Genomic DNA, 13,027 nt, shown 5'->3' on the forward strand with positions numbered 1-13,027 from the left:
ATTTTAGACCAGATGATGATTGTGTGCATTTTTGGCACATCAGTTTAGCAACGATCGCTTTCCAATCGCTAAAGGAGTAGCTATGATAAAAAAAGCAAGTCTAGCGTGTACGGTCTGCGGATCGCGCAACTATTCGATAAATGTGAGTTCAAACGGGCGAGATACACGCCTAGAAGTAAATAAATTCTGCAAAACCTGTGGAAAATATCAATTGCATAAGGAGACAAGATAATGTTTAAATTCATCGGATCCATTGTTGCTGAGATGCGTCTTGTGTCTTGGCCAACATGGCAAGAAGCCAGACGTGACTTTGCAATGGTCGTTCAGTATTCAATCTTCTTCATGTTTTTTGTCATGATTTTCGACTGGATTATCAAAAATGGTATCACACAAGCTGTTAAATTATTAGTACCATTTATCAAATAATGTGCTATAATATAGAAAAAGGGCGAGAAGCCTTTTTCTTGTCTAAAAAAATAGGAGAATCAAAGCATGACTGACGCATTTGAAGCAAACATCGACAACACAGAATTTACTGAGGAAACAGAACAATCTGAACAAATCATCAACTTTGACCAAGGCTGGTTTGTTATCCAAACCTACTCTGGCTATGAAAATAAGGTCAAGGAAAACCTGCTCGAACGTGCACAAACGTACAACATGACAGATAATATCCTACGCATCGAGATCCCGACAGAAACAGTCGAAAAAGAGGTCAACGGCAAGCGCAAAGAAGTCGATGAAAATCTTTTTCCAGGTTATGTGCTCGTTGAGATGAACATGACAGATGAAGCGTGGTTCGTTGTTCGTAACACGCCAAATGTGACTGGTTTCGTAGGGTCCCACGGTAACCGTTCAAAACCAACACCACTGTTTGAAGAAGAAATCCAAGAAATTCTGCAAGGTATGGGCGCAGAAAAAGTGGTGCGTGAGATCAATTTTGACATCTATGTTGGCAAACGTGTTAAGATTATCGACGGTGCCTTTGCTGGATTCGAAGGGCCAATCACTGAAATCAATGGGGATAAACTCAAAGTGATCGTGGACATGTTTGGCCGTGAAACACCAGTTGAGCTTGATGTGCAACAAATTGATGAACTAGGGTAATTGAAACTCCCAAACGATAATCAAGAAAAAACTTCCAAAAAGATGGAAGTTTTTTTGAAATATTCTGATAATTATGGTATATTTAGTATAAATAAAAAAAACAAGGAAATCCATTATGACACTTATCTATCAATCAACTCGCGACAAATCTAATCAAGTCACTGCTAGTCAAGCCATTCTGCAAGGCTTAGCAACAGATGGTGGCCTTTACGTGCCAATCAAGACGCCTGATGTGGCGCTTGATTTTGACAAACTAAAAAATGCCACTTATCAAGAAGTTGCAACGCTTGTTTTATCGGCTTTTCTGGATGATTTTACACCGGACGAGATTGCTTATTGTGTGGCGCAAGCCTATGATAGCAAGTTTGACAATGCTACAATTGCACCACTTGTCAAGGTTGACAGTCGCTACAATCTTGAGCTTTTTCATGGTAATACGATTGCCTTTAAGGACATGGCGCTCTCAATCTTGCCTTATCTGATGACAACTGCCGCAAAAAAACACGGTGTTGACCGTGAAATTGTCATTTTGACTGCCACTTCAGGTGATACAGGAAAGGCCGCTATGGCTGGATTTGCAGACGTTCCAGGTACGAAAATTGTTGTTTTCTATCCAAAAGATGGTGTTTCAAAAATTCAAGAACGTCAAATGACGACGCAAGCAGGTGACAATGTAAAAGTCATCGCTATTGATGGTAATTTTGATAATGCTCAGACCAACGTTAAAGCCATGTTTAATAACGAAAAGCTACGTGAAAAAATGGCCGCCAATAACAAGCAATTTTCAAGTGCTAATTCGATGAATATCGGTCGTCTCGTGCCACAAATCGCCTATTATGTCTATGCTTATGCACAACTTGTCAAAACAGGTGCAATTGCTGCTGGTGAAAAAATCAACTTCACCGTGCCAACAGGGAACTTTGGCAATATCCTAGCAGGCTATTATGCTAGCAAGATTGGCTTGCCTGTCAACAAGCTTATCTGTGCGTCAAATGAAAATAATGTTCTGACGGATTTCTTTAGAACAGGTACCTATGATAAAAACCGTGATTTCTTTGTGACAACGTCACCATCTATGGACATTCTCGTGTCATCAAACTTGGAACGCTTGATCTTCCATCTGACAGGGGATAGTGACGCTGCAACGTCAGAACTCATGGCAGCGTTAAATGCGAAAGGAGAGTATAAGATTACACCTGAAATGTTTGATCAACTCGGTCAATTCTACGCAGATTTTGCCACAGAACAAGAAATCTCGTCAGAAATCACAGCTGTATTTGACAAAAACAGCTACGTCGAAGACCCACACACTGCAGTTGCAAGTGCTGTCTATAAAAAATATCTGACGGAAACAAGCGACACGACTCAAACAGTCATCATCTCAACAGCAAGTCCCTACAAGTTCCCGCAAGTTGTGGTAGAAAGCTTGTCAGGCAAAAAAGACGAATCTGATGACTTTGACTTGGTCAAAAAGCTAGAAAATATCTCAGGCACGCCACTACCAAAAGCTGTGTCAGAGCTCTTTGATGCGACCGTACGTCATCATACAGTAGTTGCTGCAGCCGATATGGAAAAGGCAGTTTCAGATTATTTGAATTTAGACTAAACTAAAAAAGCAGTTCTGACGTCAGAACTGCTTTTTTATTATTTCTCAGCTAGCAAATCACGAATTTCCTTCAATGTCTCAATTTCTTCATTGATCAGAATCTCCTCTTCATTTTCCTTGCCAGAAAAGACTTTGTTGATAGCTTTTATCAAGATGAAAATGACAAAAGCTGTGATCAGGAAGTTTAGAACGTCATTCAAAAATGCACCGTAAGTGAACTTTGCGCCGCCGATTTTGAAACTCAGCTTAGCGAGGGCGCCGTCGTGCACGAAAATACCGACAAGTGGATTGATTAGGTTGTCCACTAAAGATTTAACAAGCGCAGTAAAAGCAGCCCCGATAATCACGCCAACAGCAAGGTCAAGCACATTGCCACGCAGGATAAATACTTTGAATTCTTTTAACATAATATCTCCTTATATCATATAAATGTTGTATAGCTACATTATAACAAAAACGTTTGAAAAAATTTAATGAAAAAGAGGGTCAAACCCCTTGCTAATTGATAAATATTCTGGTATCATAGATAAGTACTGCGTAAAGCGTGGTATGTAGCTATGAAGCGAGAGGTTGTGATACACCCGGAGGCGTTGCCACGCATCTATGTATTAGTTTTCTCGTGGAGCTAGCCTATTCTAAGAAATAGACGAGAGGAGAAAAAATGGCAAACAAAAAAATCCGCATTCGTTTGAAAGCGTACGAACATGGTATTCTTGATCAAGCGGCTGAAAAAATCGTAGAAACTGCGAAACGTACTGACGCATCTGTAGCAGGTCCAATCCCGCTTCCGACTGACCGTTCAGTTTACACAATCATCCGTGCGACTCACAAATACAAAGACTCACGCGAACAATTCGAAATGCGTACACACAAACGCTTGATCGACATCATTAACCCAACACAAAAAACTGTTGATGGTTTGATGAAACTCGACTTGCCAAGTGGTGTCAACATCGAAATTAAACTGTAAGAAAGGAACTCTAATGACAAAAGGAATCTTAGGGAAAAAAGTGGGAATGACCCAAATTTTCACCGAAACTGGCGAGTTAATCCCAGTAACTGTCATCGAAGCAGCAGCAAACGTTGTGCTTCAAGTCAAAACAGTCGCAACTGACGGCTACGAAGCTGTTCAAGTTGGTTTTGATGACAAACGTGAAGTTTTGAGTAACAAACCTGCCAAAGGCCATGTTGCAAAAGCAAACACTGCTCCTAAGCGCTTCATTCGTGAATTCAAGAATATTGAAGGCTTGGAAGTGGGCGCTGAATTGACAGTAGAACAATTTGAAGCTGGAGATGTTGTTGACGTCACTGGTACGACTAAAGGTAAAGGTTTCCAAGGGGTTATTAAACGCCACGGACAATCACGCGGGCCAATGGCTCACGGTTCACGTTACCACCGTCGTCCAGGGTCAATGGGTCCCGTTGCACCTAACCGTGTATTCAAAAATAAACACCTTGCAGGTCGCATGGGTGGCAACCGCGTAACAGTTCAAAATCTTGTTATCGCACAAGTTGTCCCAGAAAAAAATGTGATCCTTGTAAAAGGTAACGTCCCAGGTGCTAAGAAATCTCTTATCACAATCAAATCAGCGATTAAAGCTAAATAATAAGGAAAGGAGATAAAGTAAATCATGGCAAACGTAACATTATTTAAACAAGACGGAAGTCAAGCCGGCGACATCACGTTGAACGATGCAGTCTTTGGTATCGAACCAAACGAATCTGTTGTATTTGACGTCATCCTTAGTCAACGTGCTAGCCTTCGTCAAGGTACTCATGCAGTTAAAAACCGTTCAGCTGTACGTGGTGGTGGTAAAAAACCATGGCGTCAAAAAGGAACTGGTCGTGCCCGTCAAGGCTCTATCCGCTCACCACAATGGCGTGGCGGTGGCGTAGTCTTCGGACCAACACCACGTTCATACGGCTACAAATTGCCACAAAAAGTTCGTCAATTGGCACTTAAATCAGTTTACTCTGAAAAAGTGGCAGAAAACAAACTTGTGGCTGTTGATGCGCTCAACTTTGACGCACCAAAAACTGCAGAATTTGTAAAAGTGCTTGAAGCACTTGCAATCGAACGTAAAGTTTTGGTTGTTTTCGAAAACGAAGGAAACAAATTCGCTGAATTGTCTGCACGTAACATTCCAAACGTCCAAGTGACAACTGCTAACTCAGCAAGTGTCCTTGACATCGTGAACAACGATAAGATTTTGGTTACACAAGCAGCTCTATCTCAAATTGAGGAGGTTCTTGCATAATGTCATTGTACGACGTAATCAAAAAACCAATCATCACTGAAAGCTCAATGCTTGCAATGGATGAAAAGAAATACACATTTGAAGTTGACGGCCGTGCCCACAAACTTCTAATCAAACAAGCTGTTGAAGCTGCCTTTGAAGGTGTAAAAGTTGCTTCTGTAAACACTGTCAATGTGAAACCTAAAGCTAAACGCGTAGGTAAATACACAGGTTATACAAACAAAGTGAAGAAAGCTATCGTAACCCTGACGGCTGATTCTAAAAACATTGAAATTTTCGGGGAATAAGAAAGGAGTAATCAGTGGGTATTAAAGTATACAAACCGACGACAAACGGTCGTCGTAACATGACAAGCCTTGACTTTGCTGAAATTACGACTAACAAACCTGAGAAATCATTGTTGGTAGCACTTAAAAACAAAGCAGGCCGTAATAACAACGGACGCATCACAGTACGTCACCAAGGTGGCGGACACAAACGTCATTACCGTGTGATTGACTTCAAACGTAACCATGACGATGTTGTTGCTAAAGTTGCAACAATTGAATACGATCCAAATCGTTCAGCAAACATCGCTTTGTTGGTCTATGCAGATGGTATCAAAACATACATCTTGGCACCTAAAGGTCTCGTTGTTGGTCAAACAGTTGTATCTGGCGTAACAGCCGACATCAAAACTGGTAACGCTTTGCCACTTGCAAACATTCCAGTTGGTACACTCATCCACAACATCGAGTTGAAACCTGGTAAAGGTGGGCAACTTGTTCGTTCAGCTGGTGGTTCAGCGCAAGTACTTGGTCAAGAAGGTAAATACACACTCGTGCGTTTGCAATCTGGTGAAGTGCGCATGATCCTCTCAACTGCACGTGCAACAATCGGTGTTGTCGGAAACGGCGAACACAGTTTGGTTAACATCGGTAAAGCCGGTCGTAACCGTTGGAAGGGTATCCGTCCGACAGTCCGTGGTTCAGTAATGAACCCGAACGATCACCCACACGGTGGTGGTGAAGGTAAACAACCAGTTGGTCGTAAATCGCCATCTACACCTTGGGGCAAACCAGCTCTTGGTCTTAAAACACGTAACAAAAAAGCAAAATCTGATAAGCTTATCGTTCGTCGTAAAAACCAAAAATAATCTATCCGCCAGCTCCGCCTAAGTAGCGGCAGTGGTTAAATCAGGAGTTGAATTTCAACTCTCATTAAAGGAGATCCATAACAAATGGGACGCAGTCTTAAAAAAGGCCCTTTCGTCGATGATCATTTGATGAAAAAGGTTGTTGCTCAAGAAGGCAACGAAAAGAAAACAGTTATTAAAACTTGGTCACGTCGCTCTACTATCTTTCCTAACTTCATCGGTTACACGATTGCAGTTTATGATGGTCGCAAACACGTACCAGTTTACATTCAAGAAGACATGGTAGGACACAAATTGGGCGAATTCGCACCAACACGTACTTACCGTGGCCACGCAGCAGACGATAAAAAAACACGTCGTTAATTTATAGAGGAGGAATAAAATGGCAGAAATTACTTCAGCTAAAGCAACTGCTCGTACAGTCCGCGTTTCACCTCGTAAATCACGTCTTGTAATCGACTTGATTCGTGGAAAAAACGTTGCCGAAGCTATTGCAACACTTAAATTCACACCGACTAAAGCAGCAACTGAGATTGAGAATGTTTTGAATTCTGCAATCGCAAATGCTGAAAACAACTTTGGTCTCGAAAAAGCAAACCTTTTCGTTTCAGAAGCCTACATCAATGAAGGTCCAACAATGAAACGTTTCCGCCCTCGTGCGAAAGGTTCAGCTTCACCAATTAATAAACGCACAAGCCACATCACTGTGGTTGTGACAGAAAAATAAGGAGGTAAAATCGTGGGTCAAAAAGTACATCCTATTGGTATGCGTGTCGGAATCATCCGTGATTGGGACGCTAAATGGTATGCTGAAAAAGAATACGCAAGTTACCTCCACGAGGATCTTGCAATCCGTAAACTTGTTCAGACTCGCCTTGCTGATGCGTCTGTATCAACAATCGAAACTGAACGTGCTGTTAACAAAGTTATCGTAACTTTGCACACAGCTAAACCAGGTATGGTTATCGGTAAATCTGGTGCCAGCGTTGACAGCCTTCGTGCTGAATTGAACGCACTTACTGGTAAACAAGTTCACATCAACATCGTTGAAATCAAAAAACCTGACCTTGATGCTCACCTTGTCGGTGAAGGTATCGCGCGTCAACTTGAACAACGTGTTGCTTTCCGTCGTGCTCAAAAACAAGCAATCCAACGTACAATGCGTGCTGGTGCCAAAGGTATCAAAACACAAGTATCTGGTCGTTTGAATGGTGCCGATATTGCCCGTGCTGAAGGATATTCAGAAGGAACAGTGCCATTGCACACACTCCGTGCTGATATCGATTATGCATGGGAAGAAGCAGATACAACTTATGGTAAACTCGGCGTTAAAGTTTGGATTTACCGTGGTGAAATCTTGCCAACTAAAAAATCAGTGAAAGGAGACAAATAATGCTAGTACCTAAACGTGTGAAACACCGCCGCGAATTCCGTGGCAAAATGCGTGGGGAAGCTAAAGGCGGTAAAGAAGTCGTTTTTGGTGAATTTGGTCTCCAAGCTACAACATCTCACTGGATCACAAACCGTCAAATCGAGGCAGCTCGTATTGCCATGACACGTTACATGAAACGTGGTGGTAAGGTTTGGATCAAAATCTTCCCTCATAAATCATACACTGCTAAAGCTATCGGGGTCCGTATGGGTTCTGGTAAAGGGGCACCTGAAGGTTGGGTATCTCCAGTTAAACGCGGTAAAGTAATGTTTGAAATCGGTGGCGTTTCTGAAGAAATCGCTCGCGAAGCATTACGTCTTGCATCACACAAACTTCCTGTTAAAACTAAGTTTGTTAAACGTGCTGAGGAGGAAACAAATGAAGCTTAATGAAGTAAAATCACTTTTGACAGAACTTCGTGGTCTTTCAGCTGAAGAACTCGCAACTCGCGAACAAGATTTGAAAAAAGAATTGTTCGACTTGCGTTTCCAAGCAGCTGCTGGTCAGCTTGAAAATACTGTCCGCCTCAACGAAGTTAAGAAAACAATTGCTCGCGTGAAAACAGTTCAACGCGAAGCTAAATAATAGACAGGAGAAACCTTTATAATGGAACGTAATCAACGTAAAGTTTATCAAGGCCGCGTGGTTTCTGACAAAATGGACAAAACCATTACAGTTGTCATCGAAACAAAACGTAACCACCCTGTCTATGGTAAACGTATTAACTACTCTAAAAAACTTAAAGCTCACGACGAAAACAACACAGCTAAAACTGGTGACATCGTTCGCGTGATGGAAACTCGTCCTTTGTCAAAAGACAAACGTTTCCGTCTTGTTGAAATCGTTGAAGAAGCAGTAATCATCTAACATTCTAAAAGGAGGAATTTGCTGTGATTCAATCAGAATCTCGTTTGAAAGTTGCTGATAACAGCGGTGCCAAAGAAATTCTTGCAATCAAAGTCCTAGGTGGCTCTGGTCGTAAATTCGCTGGTATCGGTGATGTTATCGTTGCATCTGTAAAATCTGCAGCTCCTGGTGGAGTTGTAAAAAAAGGTGAAGTTGTCAAAGCGGTTATCGTCCGTACTAAATCTGGAGCACGTCGTACTGACGGTTCTTACATCAAGTTCGACGAAAATGCTGCTGTTCTTATCAAAGATGATAAAACACCTCGTGGTACTCGTATCTTTGGCCCAGTTGCACGTGAATTGCGTGAAGGAAACTTCATGAAAATCGTGTCATTGGCACCAGAAGTACTTTAATCAAACAATAGTCCCCTCATGTTCGTGAGGGTGTCGCTATAAGCGACGTAAGAAAATAGGAGAAAAACATGTTTGTCAAAACAGGTGATACTGTCAAAGTCATCACAGGCAAAAGCCGTGGTGTGACCGGTAAAGTAATCAAAGCTTTGCCAAAAGCTAACAAAGTGGTTGTTGAAGGTGCTAACATCATCAAGAAACATCAAAAACCTAACAACGAAAATCCAAACGGTGCGATTCTTGAAATCGAAGCGCCTATCCATGTGTCAAACGTACAAGTACTTGACAAAAATGGTGTCGCAGGCCGTGTTGGTTACAAAGTTGAAGGCGACAAAAAAGTACGTTACAACAAAAAATCTGGCGAAATCCTAGATTAATAGACACGGAAAGGAGAATATAATGACTAATCGTTTGAAAGAAAAATACACTAGCGAAGTAATCCCAGCGTTGACTGAACAATTCAACTACACATCTATTATGGCTGTGCCAAAAGTTGACAAAATCGTCCTTAACATGGGTGTTGGTGATGCAGTAAACAATTCGAAAAACCTTGATAAAGCAGTTGCTGAATTGGCTTTGATCTCAGGTCAAAAACCATTGATCACAAAAGCTAAGAAATCAATCGCTGGTTTCCGTTTGCGTGAAGGCGTTGCTATCGGTGCGAAAGTAACACTTCGTGGCGAACGTATGTACGAATTTCTTGATAAATTGGTAACTGTCTCTCTTCCACGTGTCCGTGACTTCCATGGTGTCTCAAACAAAGCGTTTGATGGCCGTGGTAACTACACACTAGGTGTGAAAGAACAGCTCATCTTCCCAGAAATTACGTATGATAACGTAGATAAAGTTCGTGGTTTGGACGTTGTTATCGTAACAACTGCTAACACTGACGAAGAATCACGTGAATTGCTTGCTAAACTTGGCATGCCATTCGCTAAATAATACAGGAGGTAAATATCTTTGGCTAAAAAATCAATGATTGCAAAGAACAAGCGCGCAGCGAAGTTCTCAACGCAAGCTTACACACGCTGTGAAAAATGTGGACGTCCACATTCAGTATACCGTAAATTCCAACTTTGCCGTATTTGCTTCCGCGAATTGGCATACAAGGGTCAAATCCCTGGCGTGAAAAAAGCGTCTTGGTAAGATTTTAGCACCTTTTGCTTTGCATAAAATGCTAAAATAGAGTAGACTTGGAAGATGTTGCTTGGGCTTGCTCGAGTATCTGATTCTGGTATTATAAATCTGCTGGTATTTGCTAGTAGAGTCGTTAATGAACAAGTGATGCTTTGGTATCAAACTATTCATAATAGGAGAAAAATAAAAATGGTAATGACAGATCCAATCGCAGATTTCCTCACACGTATCCGTAACGCTAACATGCGTAAATTTGACGTTGTTGAAGCACCTGCATCAAAAATCAAACGCGACATCGCAAACATCCTCAAAACTGAAGGCTACGTTAAAGACGTAGAATTCATCGAAGATGACAAACAAGGCATCATCCGTGTTTTCCTTAAATACGGTAAAGATGGCGAAAAAGTTATCACTAACTTGAAACGTATCTCTAAACCTGGTTTGCGTGTGTATGTTAAATCTGGTGAAGTGCCTAAAGTCCTTAACGGTCTTGGTACTGCCGTGATTTCTACATCTGAAGGTGTTGTAACTGATAAAGCTGCTCGTGCTAAAAACATCGGTGGTGAAGTACTCGCCTACGTTTGGTAAGAATTGTTTTCAATTCTATCTGCAAACTGGAAATTCAGTAGTTTAACTGCTGAAAGCCCGTGAAAACAGTTCGCTGTTATGGCGGATTGACAATCTAACAGGAGACAAAAATGTCACGTATTGGTAATAAAGTAATTACTATCCCTGCTGGCGTTGAGGTTAAACTTGACGGCAACACGGCGACAGTAAAAGGTCCTAAAGGTGAACTAACACGTTCATTTTCTAGCGACATCGAAATCAAAGTAGAAGGTACAGAGATCACTTTGCACCGTCCAAATGATTCAAAAGAAATGAAGACAATCCACGGTACAACTCGTGCTAACCTCAACAACATGGTTGTTGGTGTTTCAGAAGGATTTAAAAAACAACTTGAAATGCGTGGTGTTGGTTACCGTGCACAACTTGCTGGTAGCAAATTGACACTTTCAGTTGGTAAATCACATCCTGATGAAGTTGTAGCGCCTGACGGCATCACTTTTGAAGTGCCATCAAATACTGAAATCAACGTATCTGGTAGCAATAAAGAAGTTGTTGGCGAAGTTGCTGCCTACATCCGTGGCTTGCGCCCACCAGAACCTTATAAAGGTAAAGGTATCCGTTACGTTGGCGAATTCGTACGACGTAAAGAAGGTAAGACAGGTAAATAAAATTCCACATCAAAGTGACTGTATTACTTTTTTGCTTACAGTTACTTAGAACTGGTATTTTATGTTAATACTTGACTTATTAAAGACAACAAACACACATCTTGGAGAGAGTTTGGCTGCGCAAAGTGGCTTGACAGCTACTAAGATGGCACAGAAAAAATTAGAGGTAAAAATTGTGATTTCTAAAGCAGATAAAAATAAAACGCGTCAAAAGCGTCATCGCCGTGTACGCGGTAAAATCTCTGGAACTGCAGAGCGCCCACGTTTGAATGTTTTTCGTTCTAACACAAACATCTATGCACAAGTAATTGATGACATAGCAGGTGTAACGCTCGCAAGCGCCTCATCATTGAAAGAAACTGGCACTAAAACTGAACAAGCAACAGCAGTTGGTGCAACAGTTGCTAAAGCAGCAGTTGCTGCTGGCGTAACTGAAGTAATCTTCGACCGTGGTGGATACCTTTACCATGGACGTGTGCAAGCACTCGCTGAGTCTGCACGTGAAAATGGACTTAAATTCTAAGGAAAGGGGTAGACACTAAAATGGCTAGAAACGAAGAAGTAAAAGAATTCGAAGAACGTGTTGTTGGTATCAACCGTGTAACTAAAGTTGTTAAAGGCGGACGTCGTCTGCGTTTTGCAGCGCTTGTTGTAGTTGGTGACCGCAATGGTCGCGTTGGTTTTGGTACTGGTAAAGCACAAGAAGTACCAGAAGCAATCCGTAAAGCTATCGAAGCAGCTAAAAAGAACATGATTACTGTTCCTATGGTTGGTACGACTGTACCTCACCAAGTTCTTGGTGAATTTGGCGGCGGTAAGATCTTGATCAAACCTGCTGTTGAAGGGGCCGGAGTTGCGGCTGGTGGTGCTGTACGTGCCGTCCTCGAACTTGCTGGTGTGGCTGATGTCACATCTAAATCACTTGGTTCAAACACACCAATCAATGTTGTTCGCGCAACAGTTGATGGTTTGAAGCAACTCAAACGTGCTGAAGATGTTGCCGCATTGCGTGGTGTATCTGTAGCAGACTTAGCTTAAGGAGGATAACATGGCTCAAATTAAAATTACTTTGACTAAGTCTCCAATTGGCCGCTTGCCTGCTCAACGCGCAACTGTTAAAGCGCTTGGCCTTGGCAAATTGTCAAGCTCAGTCATTAAAGAAGAATCACCTGCTATCAAGGGAATGGTTACTAAAATCGCTCACTTGGTAACAGTTGAAGAAGTTAAATAAGGCTCAGTCCATTTAACAAAAAATAAGCGAGCCTGACACTTCCGCGAATTCCCGCGAAAGTGTCTTGGCGTTTAGTGAGAGCCTAAAAATGGCTCAAATAGGAGAAATAATAATGAAGTTGAATGAACTCAAAGCTGCTGAAGGCAGCCGTAAAGTCCGTAATCGTGTTGGTCGTGGGACTTCGTCTGGTAATGGTAAAACATCTGGTCGTGGTCAAAAAGGTCAAAAATCTCGTTCAGGCGGCGGTGTTCGTCTTGGATTCGAGGGTGGTCAAACACCTTTGTTCCGTCGTATGCCTAAACGTGGTTTCTTGAATGTTAACCGTAAAGATTACGCAATCGTGAACCTTGACACTTTGAATCGTCTTGAAGATGGCGCAACTGTTTCAGCTGAAACATTGCTTGCTGCTAAAATCATCAAAGATGTCCAATCAGGTGTAAAAGTTCTCGGTAACGGTGAGCTGACGGCTAAAAACCTCAAAGTTGAAGTAGCAAAAGTTTCTGCATCTGCAAAAGCTGCTATCGAAGCAAATGGTGGTTCAGTCGTAACTCCTGAAGCCTAAAAGTTGTCAATAGTCTGTTGGGATTTCCCTTCAGACTTTTGCCACTTTTATCTATATATTAAAAATAG

The 13,027-nt window shown here is 41.8% G+C and carries 26 protein-coding genes; 25 read left to right on the top strand and 1 reads right to left on the bottom strand.

What is annotated here, in order from left to right; all coding sequences use genetic code 11:
- Nucleotides 1-82: 82 nt before the first annotated feature.
- The 4 genes from rpmG to thrC all read left to right on the top strand — a co-directional run bounded on the left by rpmG (nt 83) and on the right by thrC (nt 2,713).
- Nucleotides 83-232, top strand: a complete 150-nt coding sequence (gene rpmG, locus Hs20B_RS07920; RefSeq protein ID WP_172357311.1) for a 50S ribosomal protein L33 — start codon at nt 83-85, stop codon at nt 230-232.
- On the top strand, nt 232-426 hold the full coding sequence (gene secE / locus Hs20B_RS07925; protein WP_172357312.1) for a preprotein translocase subunit SecE: 195 nt from the start codon (nt 232-234) through the stop codon (nt 424-426). Before rpmG ends, secE begins: the two co-directional genes overlap by 1 nt.
- 135 nt (nt 427-561) lie before the next feature.
- Nucleotides 562-1,107, top strand: coding sequence for a transcription termination/antitermination protein NusG (gene nusG, locus Hs20B_RS07930; RefSeq protein ID WP_172357377.1), 546 nt, complete (start codon nt 562-564; stop codon nt 1,105-1,107).
- Nucleotides 1,108-1,222: 115 nt separating this feature from the next.
- Nucleotides 1,223-2,713 (top strand): threonine synthase, encoded by a 1,491-nt coding sequence (gene thrC / locus Hs20B_RS07935; protein ID WP_172357313.1) that lies wholly within the window; start codon nt 1,223-1,225, stop codon nt 2,711-2,713.
- Between the two features lie 38 nt (nt 2,714-2,751).
- On the opposite strand, the gene mscL is transcribed toward thrC, so the two are convergent.
- Complete coding sequence (mscL, locus tag Hs20B_RS07940; RefSeq protein WP_172357314.1) at nt 2,752-3,120, bottom strand: large-conductance mechanosensitive channel protein MscL; 369 nt, start codon at nt 3,118-3,120, stop codon at nt 2,752-2,754.
- A 254-nt stretch (nt 3,121-3,374) separates the two neighbouring features.
- Here mscL and rpsJ point away from each other — a divergent pair, with 254 nt between their 5' ends.
- The 21 genes from rpsJ to rplO all read left to right on the top strand — a co-directional run bounded on the left by rpsJ (nt 3,375) and on the right by rplO (nt 12,959).
- Nucleotides 3,375-3,683: a 30S ribosomal protein S10 gene (rpsJ, locus tag Hs20B_RS07945; protein ID WP_003138102.1), complete on the top strand. Its 309-nt coding sequence runs from the start codon at nt 3,375-3,377 to the stop codon at nt 3,681-3,683.
- Between the two features lie 13 nt (nt 3,684-3,696).
- Nucleotides 3,697-4,320 (top strand): 50S ribosomal protein L3, encoded by a 624-nt coding sequence (gene rplC / locus Hs20B_RS07950; protein ID WP_172357315.1) that lies wholly within the window; start codon nt 3,697-3,699, stop codon nt 4,318-4,320.
- A 24-nt stretch (nt 4,321-4,344) separates the two neighbouring features.
- Nucleotides 4,345-4,971, top strand: a complete 627-nt coding sequence (gene rplD / locus Hs20B_RS07955; protein WP_172357316.1) for a 50S ribosomal protein L4 — start codon at nt 4,345-4,347, stop codon at nt 4,969-4,971.
- A complete protein-coding gene (locus Hs20B_RS07960; RefSeq protein WP_003138097.1) occupies nt 4,971-5,258 on the top strand; it encodes a 50S ribosomal protein L23 in 288 nt (95 codons plus the stop codon). Before rplD ends, Hs20B_RS07960 begins: the two co-directional genes overlap by 1 nt.
- 14 nt (nt 5,259-5,272) lie before the next feature.
- A complete protein-coding gene (gene rplB, locus Hs20B_RS07965) occupies nt 5,273-6,106 on the top strand; it encodes a 50S ribosomal protein L2 (RefSeq protein WP_172357317.1) in 834 nt (277 codons plus the stop codon).
- Between the two features lie 84 nt (nt 6,107-6,190).
- Nucleotides 6,191-6,469: a 30S ribosomal protein S19 gene (gene rpsS / locus Hs20B_RS07970; protein ID WP_003138095.1), complete on the top strand. Its 279-nt coding sequence runs from the start codon at nt 6,191-6,193 to the stop codon at nt 6,467-6,469.
- Nucleotides 6,470-6,488: 19 nt separating this feature from the next.
- On the top strand, nt 6,489-6,833 hold the full coding sequence (gene rplV, locus Hs20B_RS07975; protein ID WP_172357318.1) for a 50S ribosomal protein L22: 345 nt from the start codon (nt 6,489-6,491) through the stop codon (nt 6,831-6,833).
- 12 nt (nt 6,834-6,845) lie between these two features.
- On the top strand, nt 6,846-7,499 hold the full coding sequence (gene rpsC / locus Hs20B_RS07980; RefSeq protein WP_172357319.1) for a 30S ribosomal protein S3: 654 nt from the start codon (nt 6,846-6,848) through the stop codon (nt 7,497-7,499).
- Nucleotides 7,499-7,927: a 50S ribosomal protein L16 gene (gene rplP / locus Hs20B_RS07985; protein ID WP_172357321.1), complete on the top strand. Its 429-nt coding sequence runs from the start codon at nt 7,499-7,501 to the stop codon at nt 7,925-7,927. Before rpsC ends, rplP begins: the two co-directional genes overlap by 1 nt.
- Entirely contained in the window at nt 7,917-8,123 is a 207-nt protein-coding gene (gene rpmC, locus Hs20B_RS07990; RefSeq protein ID WP_003138091.1) for a 50S ribosomal protein L29, read from the top strand. The genes rplP and rpmC overlap by 11 nt, the downstream gene beginning before the upstream one ends.
- A gap of 21 nt (nt 8,124-8,144) precedes the next feature.
- Complete coding sequence (gene rpsQ / locus Hs20B_RS07995) at nt 8,145-8,405, top strand: 30S ribosomal protein S17 (protein ID WP_172357323.1); 261 nt, start codon at nt 8,145-8,147, stop codon at nt 8,403-8,405.
- A gap of 23 nt (nt 8,406-8,428) precedes the next feature.
- Nucleotides 8,429-8,797, top strand: a complete 369-nt coding sequence (rplN, locus tag Hs20B_RS08000; RefSeq protein WP_172357325.1) for a 50S ribosomal protein L14 — start codon at nt 8,429-8,431, stop codon at nt 8,795-8,797.
- A 68-nt stretch (nt 8,798-8,865) separates the two neighbouring features.
- Entirely contained in the window at nt 8,866-9,171 is a 306-nt protein-coding gene (rplX, locus tag Hs20B_RS08005) for a 50S ribosomal protein L24 (RefSeq protein ID WP_172357327.1), read from the top strand.
- A 22-nt stretch (nt 9,172-9,193) separates the two neighbouring features.
- The gene (rplE, locus tag Hs20B_RS08010; RefSeq protein ID WP_172357329.1) at nt 9,194-9,736 is read left to right on the top strand and encodes a 50S ribosomal protein L5; all 543 of its coding nucleotides are present in this window, start codon (nt 9,194-9,196) and stop codon (nt 9,734-9,736) included.
- 18 nt (nt 9,737-9,754) lie between these two features.
- Nucleotides 9,755-9,940: a type Z 30S ribosomal protein S14 gene (locus Hs20B_RS08015; protein ID WP_172357331.1), complete on the top strand. Its 186-nt coding sequence runs from the start codon at nt 9,755-9,757 to the stop codon at nt 9,938-9,940.
- A 180-nt stretch (nt 9,941-10,120) separates the two neighbouring features.
- On the top strand, nt 10,121-10,519 hold the full coding sequence (gene rpsH, locus Hs20B_RS08020; protein ID WP_172357333.1) for a 30S ribosomal protein S8: 399 nt from the start codon (nt 10,121-10,123) through the stop codon (nt 10,517-10,519).
- A 110-nt stretch (nt 10,520-10,629) separates the two neighbouring features.
- Entirely contained in the window at nt 10,630-11,166 is a 537-nt protein-coding gene (rplF, locus tag Hs20B_RS08025; RefSeq protein ID WP_172357335.1) for a 50S ribosomal protein L6, read from the top strand.
- Nucleotides 11,167-11,341: 175 nt separating this feature from the next.
- A complete protein-coding gene (rplR, locus tag Hs20B_RS08030; protein ID WP_172357379.1) occupies nt 11,342-11,689 on the top strand; it encodes a 50S ribosomal protein L18 in 348 nt (115 codons plus the stop codon).
- 20 nt (nt 11,690-11,709) lie between these two features.
- A complete protein-coding gene (gene rpsE, locus Hs20B_RS08035) occupies nt 11,710-12,204 on the top strand; it encodes a 30S ribosomal protein S5 (protein WP_172357337.1) in 495 nt (164 codons plus the stop codon).
- 10 nt (nt 12,205-12,214) lie between these two features.
- The gene (gene rpmD, locus Hs20B_RS08040) at nt 12,215-12,397 is read left to right on the top strand and encodes a 50S ribosomal protein L30 (RefSeq protein WP_172357339.1); all 183 of its coding nucleotides are present in this window, start codon (nt 12,215-12,217) and stop codon (nt 12,395-12,397) included.
- A 112-nt stretch (nt 12,398-12,509) separates the two neighbouring features.
- Entirely contained in the window at nt 12,510-12,959 is a 450-nt protein-coding gene (rplO, locus tag Hs20B_RS08045) for a 50S ribosomal protein L15 (RefSeq protein ID WP_172357341.1), read from the top strand.
- Nucleotides 12,960-13,027 lie beyond the last annotated feature (68 nt).

This window comes from Pseudolactococcus insecticola, from assembly GCF_011170065.1.
GTDB lineage: Bacteria > Bacillota > Bacilli > Lactobacillales > Streptococcaceae > Pseudolactococcus > Pseudolactococcus insecticola.

Excerpts from the sequence above, each read along its gene's own strand:
- rplV (WP_172357318.1), top strand. The coding sequence starts at position 6,489 with ATGGCAGAAATTACTTCAGCTAAAGCAACTGCTCGTACAGTCCGCGTT.
- rplP (WP_172357321.1), top strand. The coding sequence starts at position 7,499 with ATGCTAGTACCTAAACGTGTGAAACACCGCCGCGAATTCCGTGGCAAA.
- rpsQ (WP_172357323.1), top strand. The coding sequence starts at position 8,145 with ATGGAACGTAATCAACGTAAAGTTTATCAAGGCCGCGTGGTTTCTGAC.
- rplO (WP_172357341.1), top strand. The coding sequence starts at position 12,510 with ATGAAGTTGAATGAACTCAAAGCTGCTGAAGGCAGCCGTAAAGTCCGT.
- rplX (WP_172357327.1), top strand. The coding sequence starts at position 8,866 with ATGTTTGTCAAAACAGGTGATACTGTCAAAGTCATCACAGGCAAAAGC.
- rpsJ (WP_003138102.1), top strand. The coding sequence starts at position 3,375 with ATGGCAAACAAAAAAATCCGCATTCGTTTGAAAGCGTACGAACATGGT.
- rplC (WP_172357315.1), top strand. The coding sequence starts at position 3,697 with ATGACAAAAGGAATCTTAGGGAAAAAAGTGGGAATGACCCAAATTTTC.
- mscL (WP_172357314.1), bottom strand. The coding sequence starts at position 3,120 with ATGTTAAAAGAATTCAAAGTATTTATCCTGCGTGGCAATGTGCTTGAC.
- rpsS (WP_003138095.1), top strand. The coding sequence starts at position 6,191 with ATGGGACGCAGTCTTAAAAAAGGCCCTTTCGTCGATGATCATTTGATG.
- rplF (WP_172357335.1), top strand. The coding sequence starts at position 10,630 with ATGTCACGTATTGGTAATAAAGTAATTACTATCCCTGCTGGCGTTGAG.
- secE (WP_172357312.1), top strand. The coding sequence starts at position 232 with ATGTTTAAATTCATCGGATCCATTGTTGCTGAGATGCGTCTTGTGTCT.
- thrC (WP_172357313.1), top strand. The coding sequence starts at position 1,223 with ATGACACTTATCTATCAATCAACTCGCGACAAATCTAATCAAGTCACT.
- rpmD (WP_172357339.1), top strand. The coding sequence starts at position 12,215 with ATGGCTCAAATTAAAATTACTTTGACTAAGTCTCCAATTGGCCGCTTG.
- rplD (WP_172357316.1), top strand. The coding sequence starts at position 4,345 with ATGGCAAACGTAACATTATTTAAACAAGACGGAAGTCAAGCCGGCGAC.
- Hs20B_RS07960 (WP_003138097.1), top strand. The coding sequence starts at position 4,971 with ATGTCATTGTACGACGTAATCAAAAAACCAATCATCACTGAAAGCTCA.
- rpsH (WP_172357333.1), top strand. The coding sequence starts at position 10,121 with ATGGTAATGACAGATCCAATCGCAGATTTCCTCACACGTATCCGTAAC.
- rpsE (WP_172357337.1), top strand. The coding sequence starts at position 11,710 with ATGGCTAGAAACGAAGAAGTAAAAGAATTCGAAGAACGTGTTGTTGGT.
- rplE (WP_172357329.1), top strand. The coding sequence starts at position 9,194 with ATGACTAATCGTTTGAAAGAAAAATACACTAGCGAAGTAATCCCAGCG.
- rpmC (WP_003138091.1), top strand. The coding sequence starts at position 7,917 with ATGAAGCTTAATGAAGTAAAATCACTTTTGACAGAACTTCGTGGTCTT.
- rpmG (WP_172357311.1), top strand. The coding sequence starts at position 83 with ATGATAAAAAAAGCAAGTCTAGCGTGTACGGTCTGCGGATCGCGCAAC.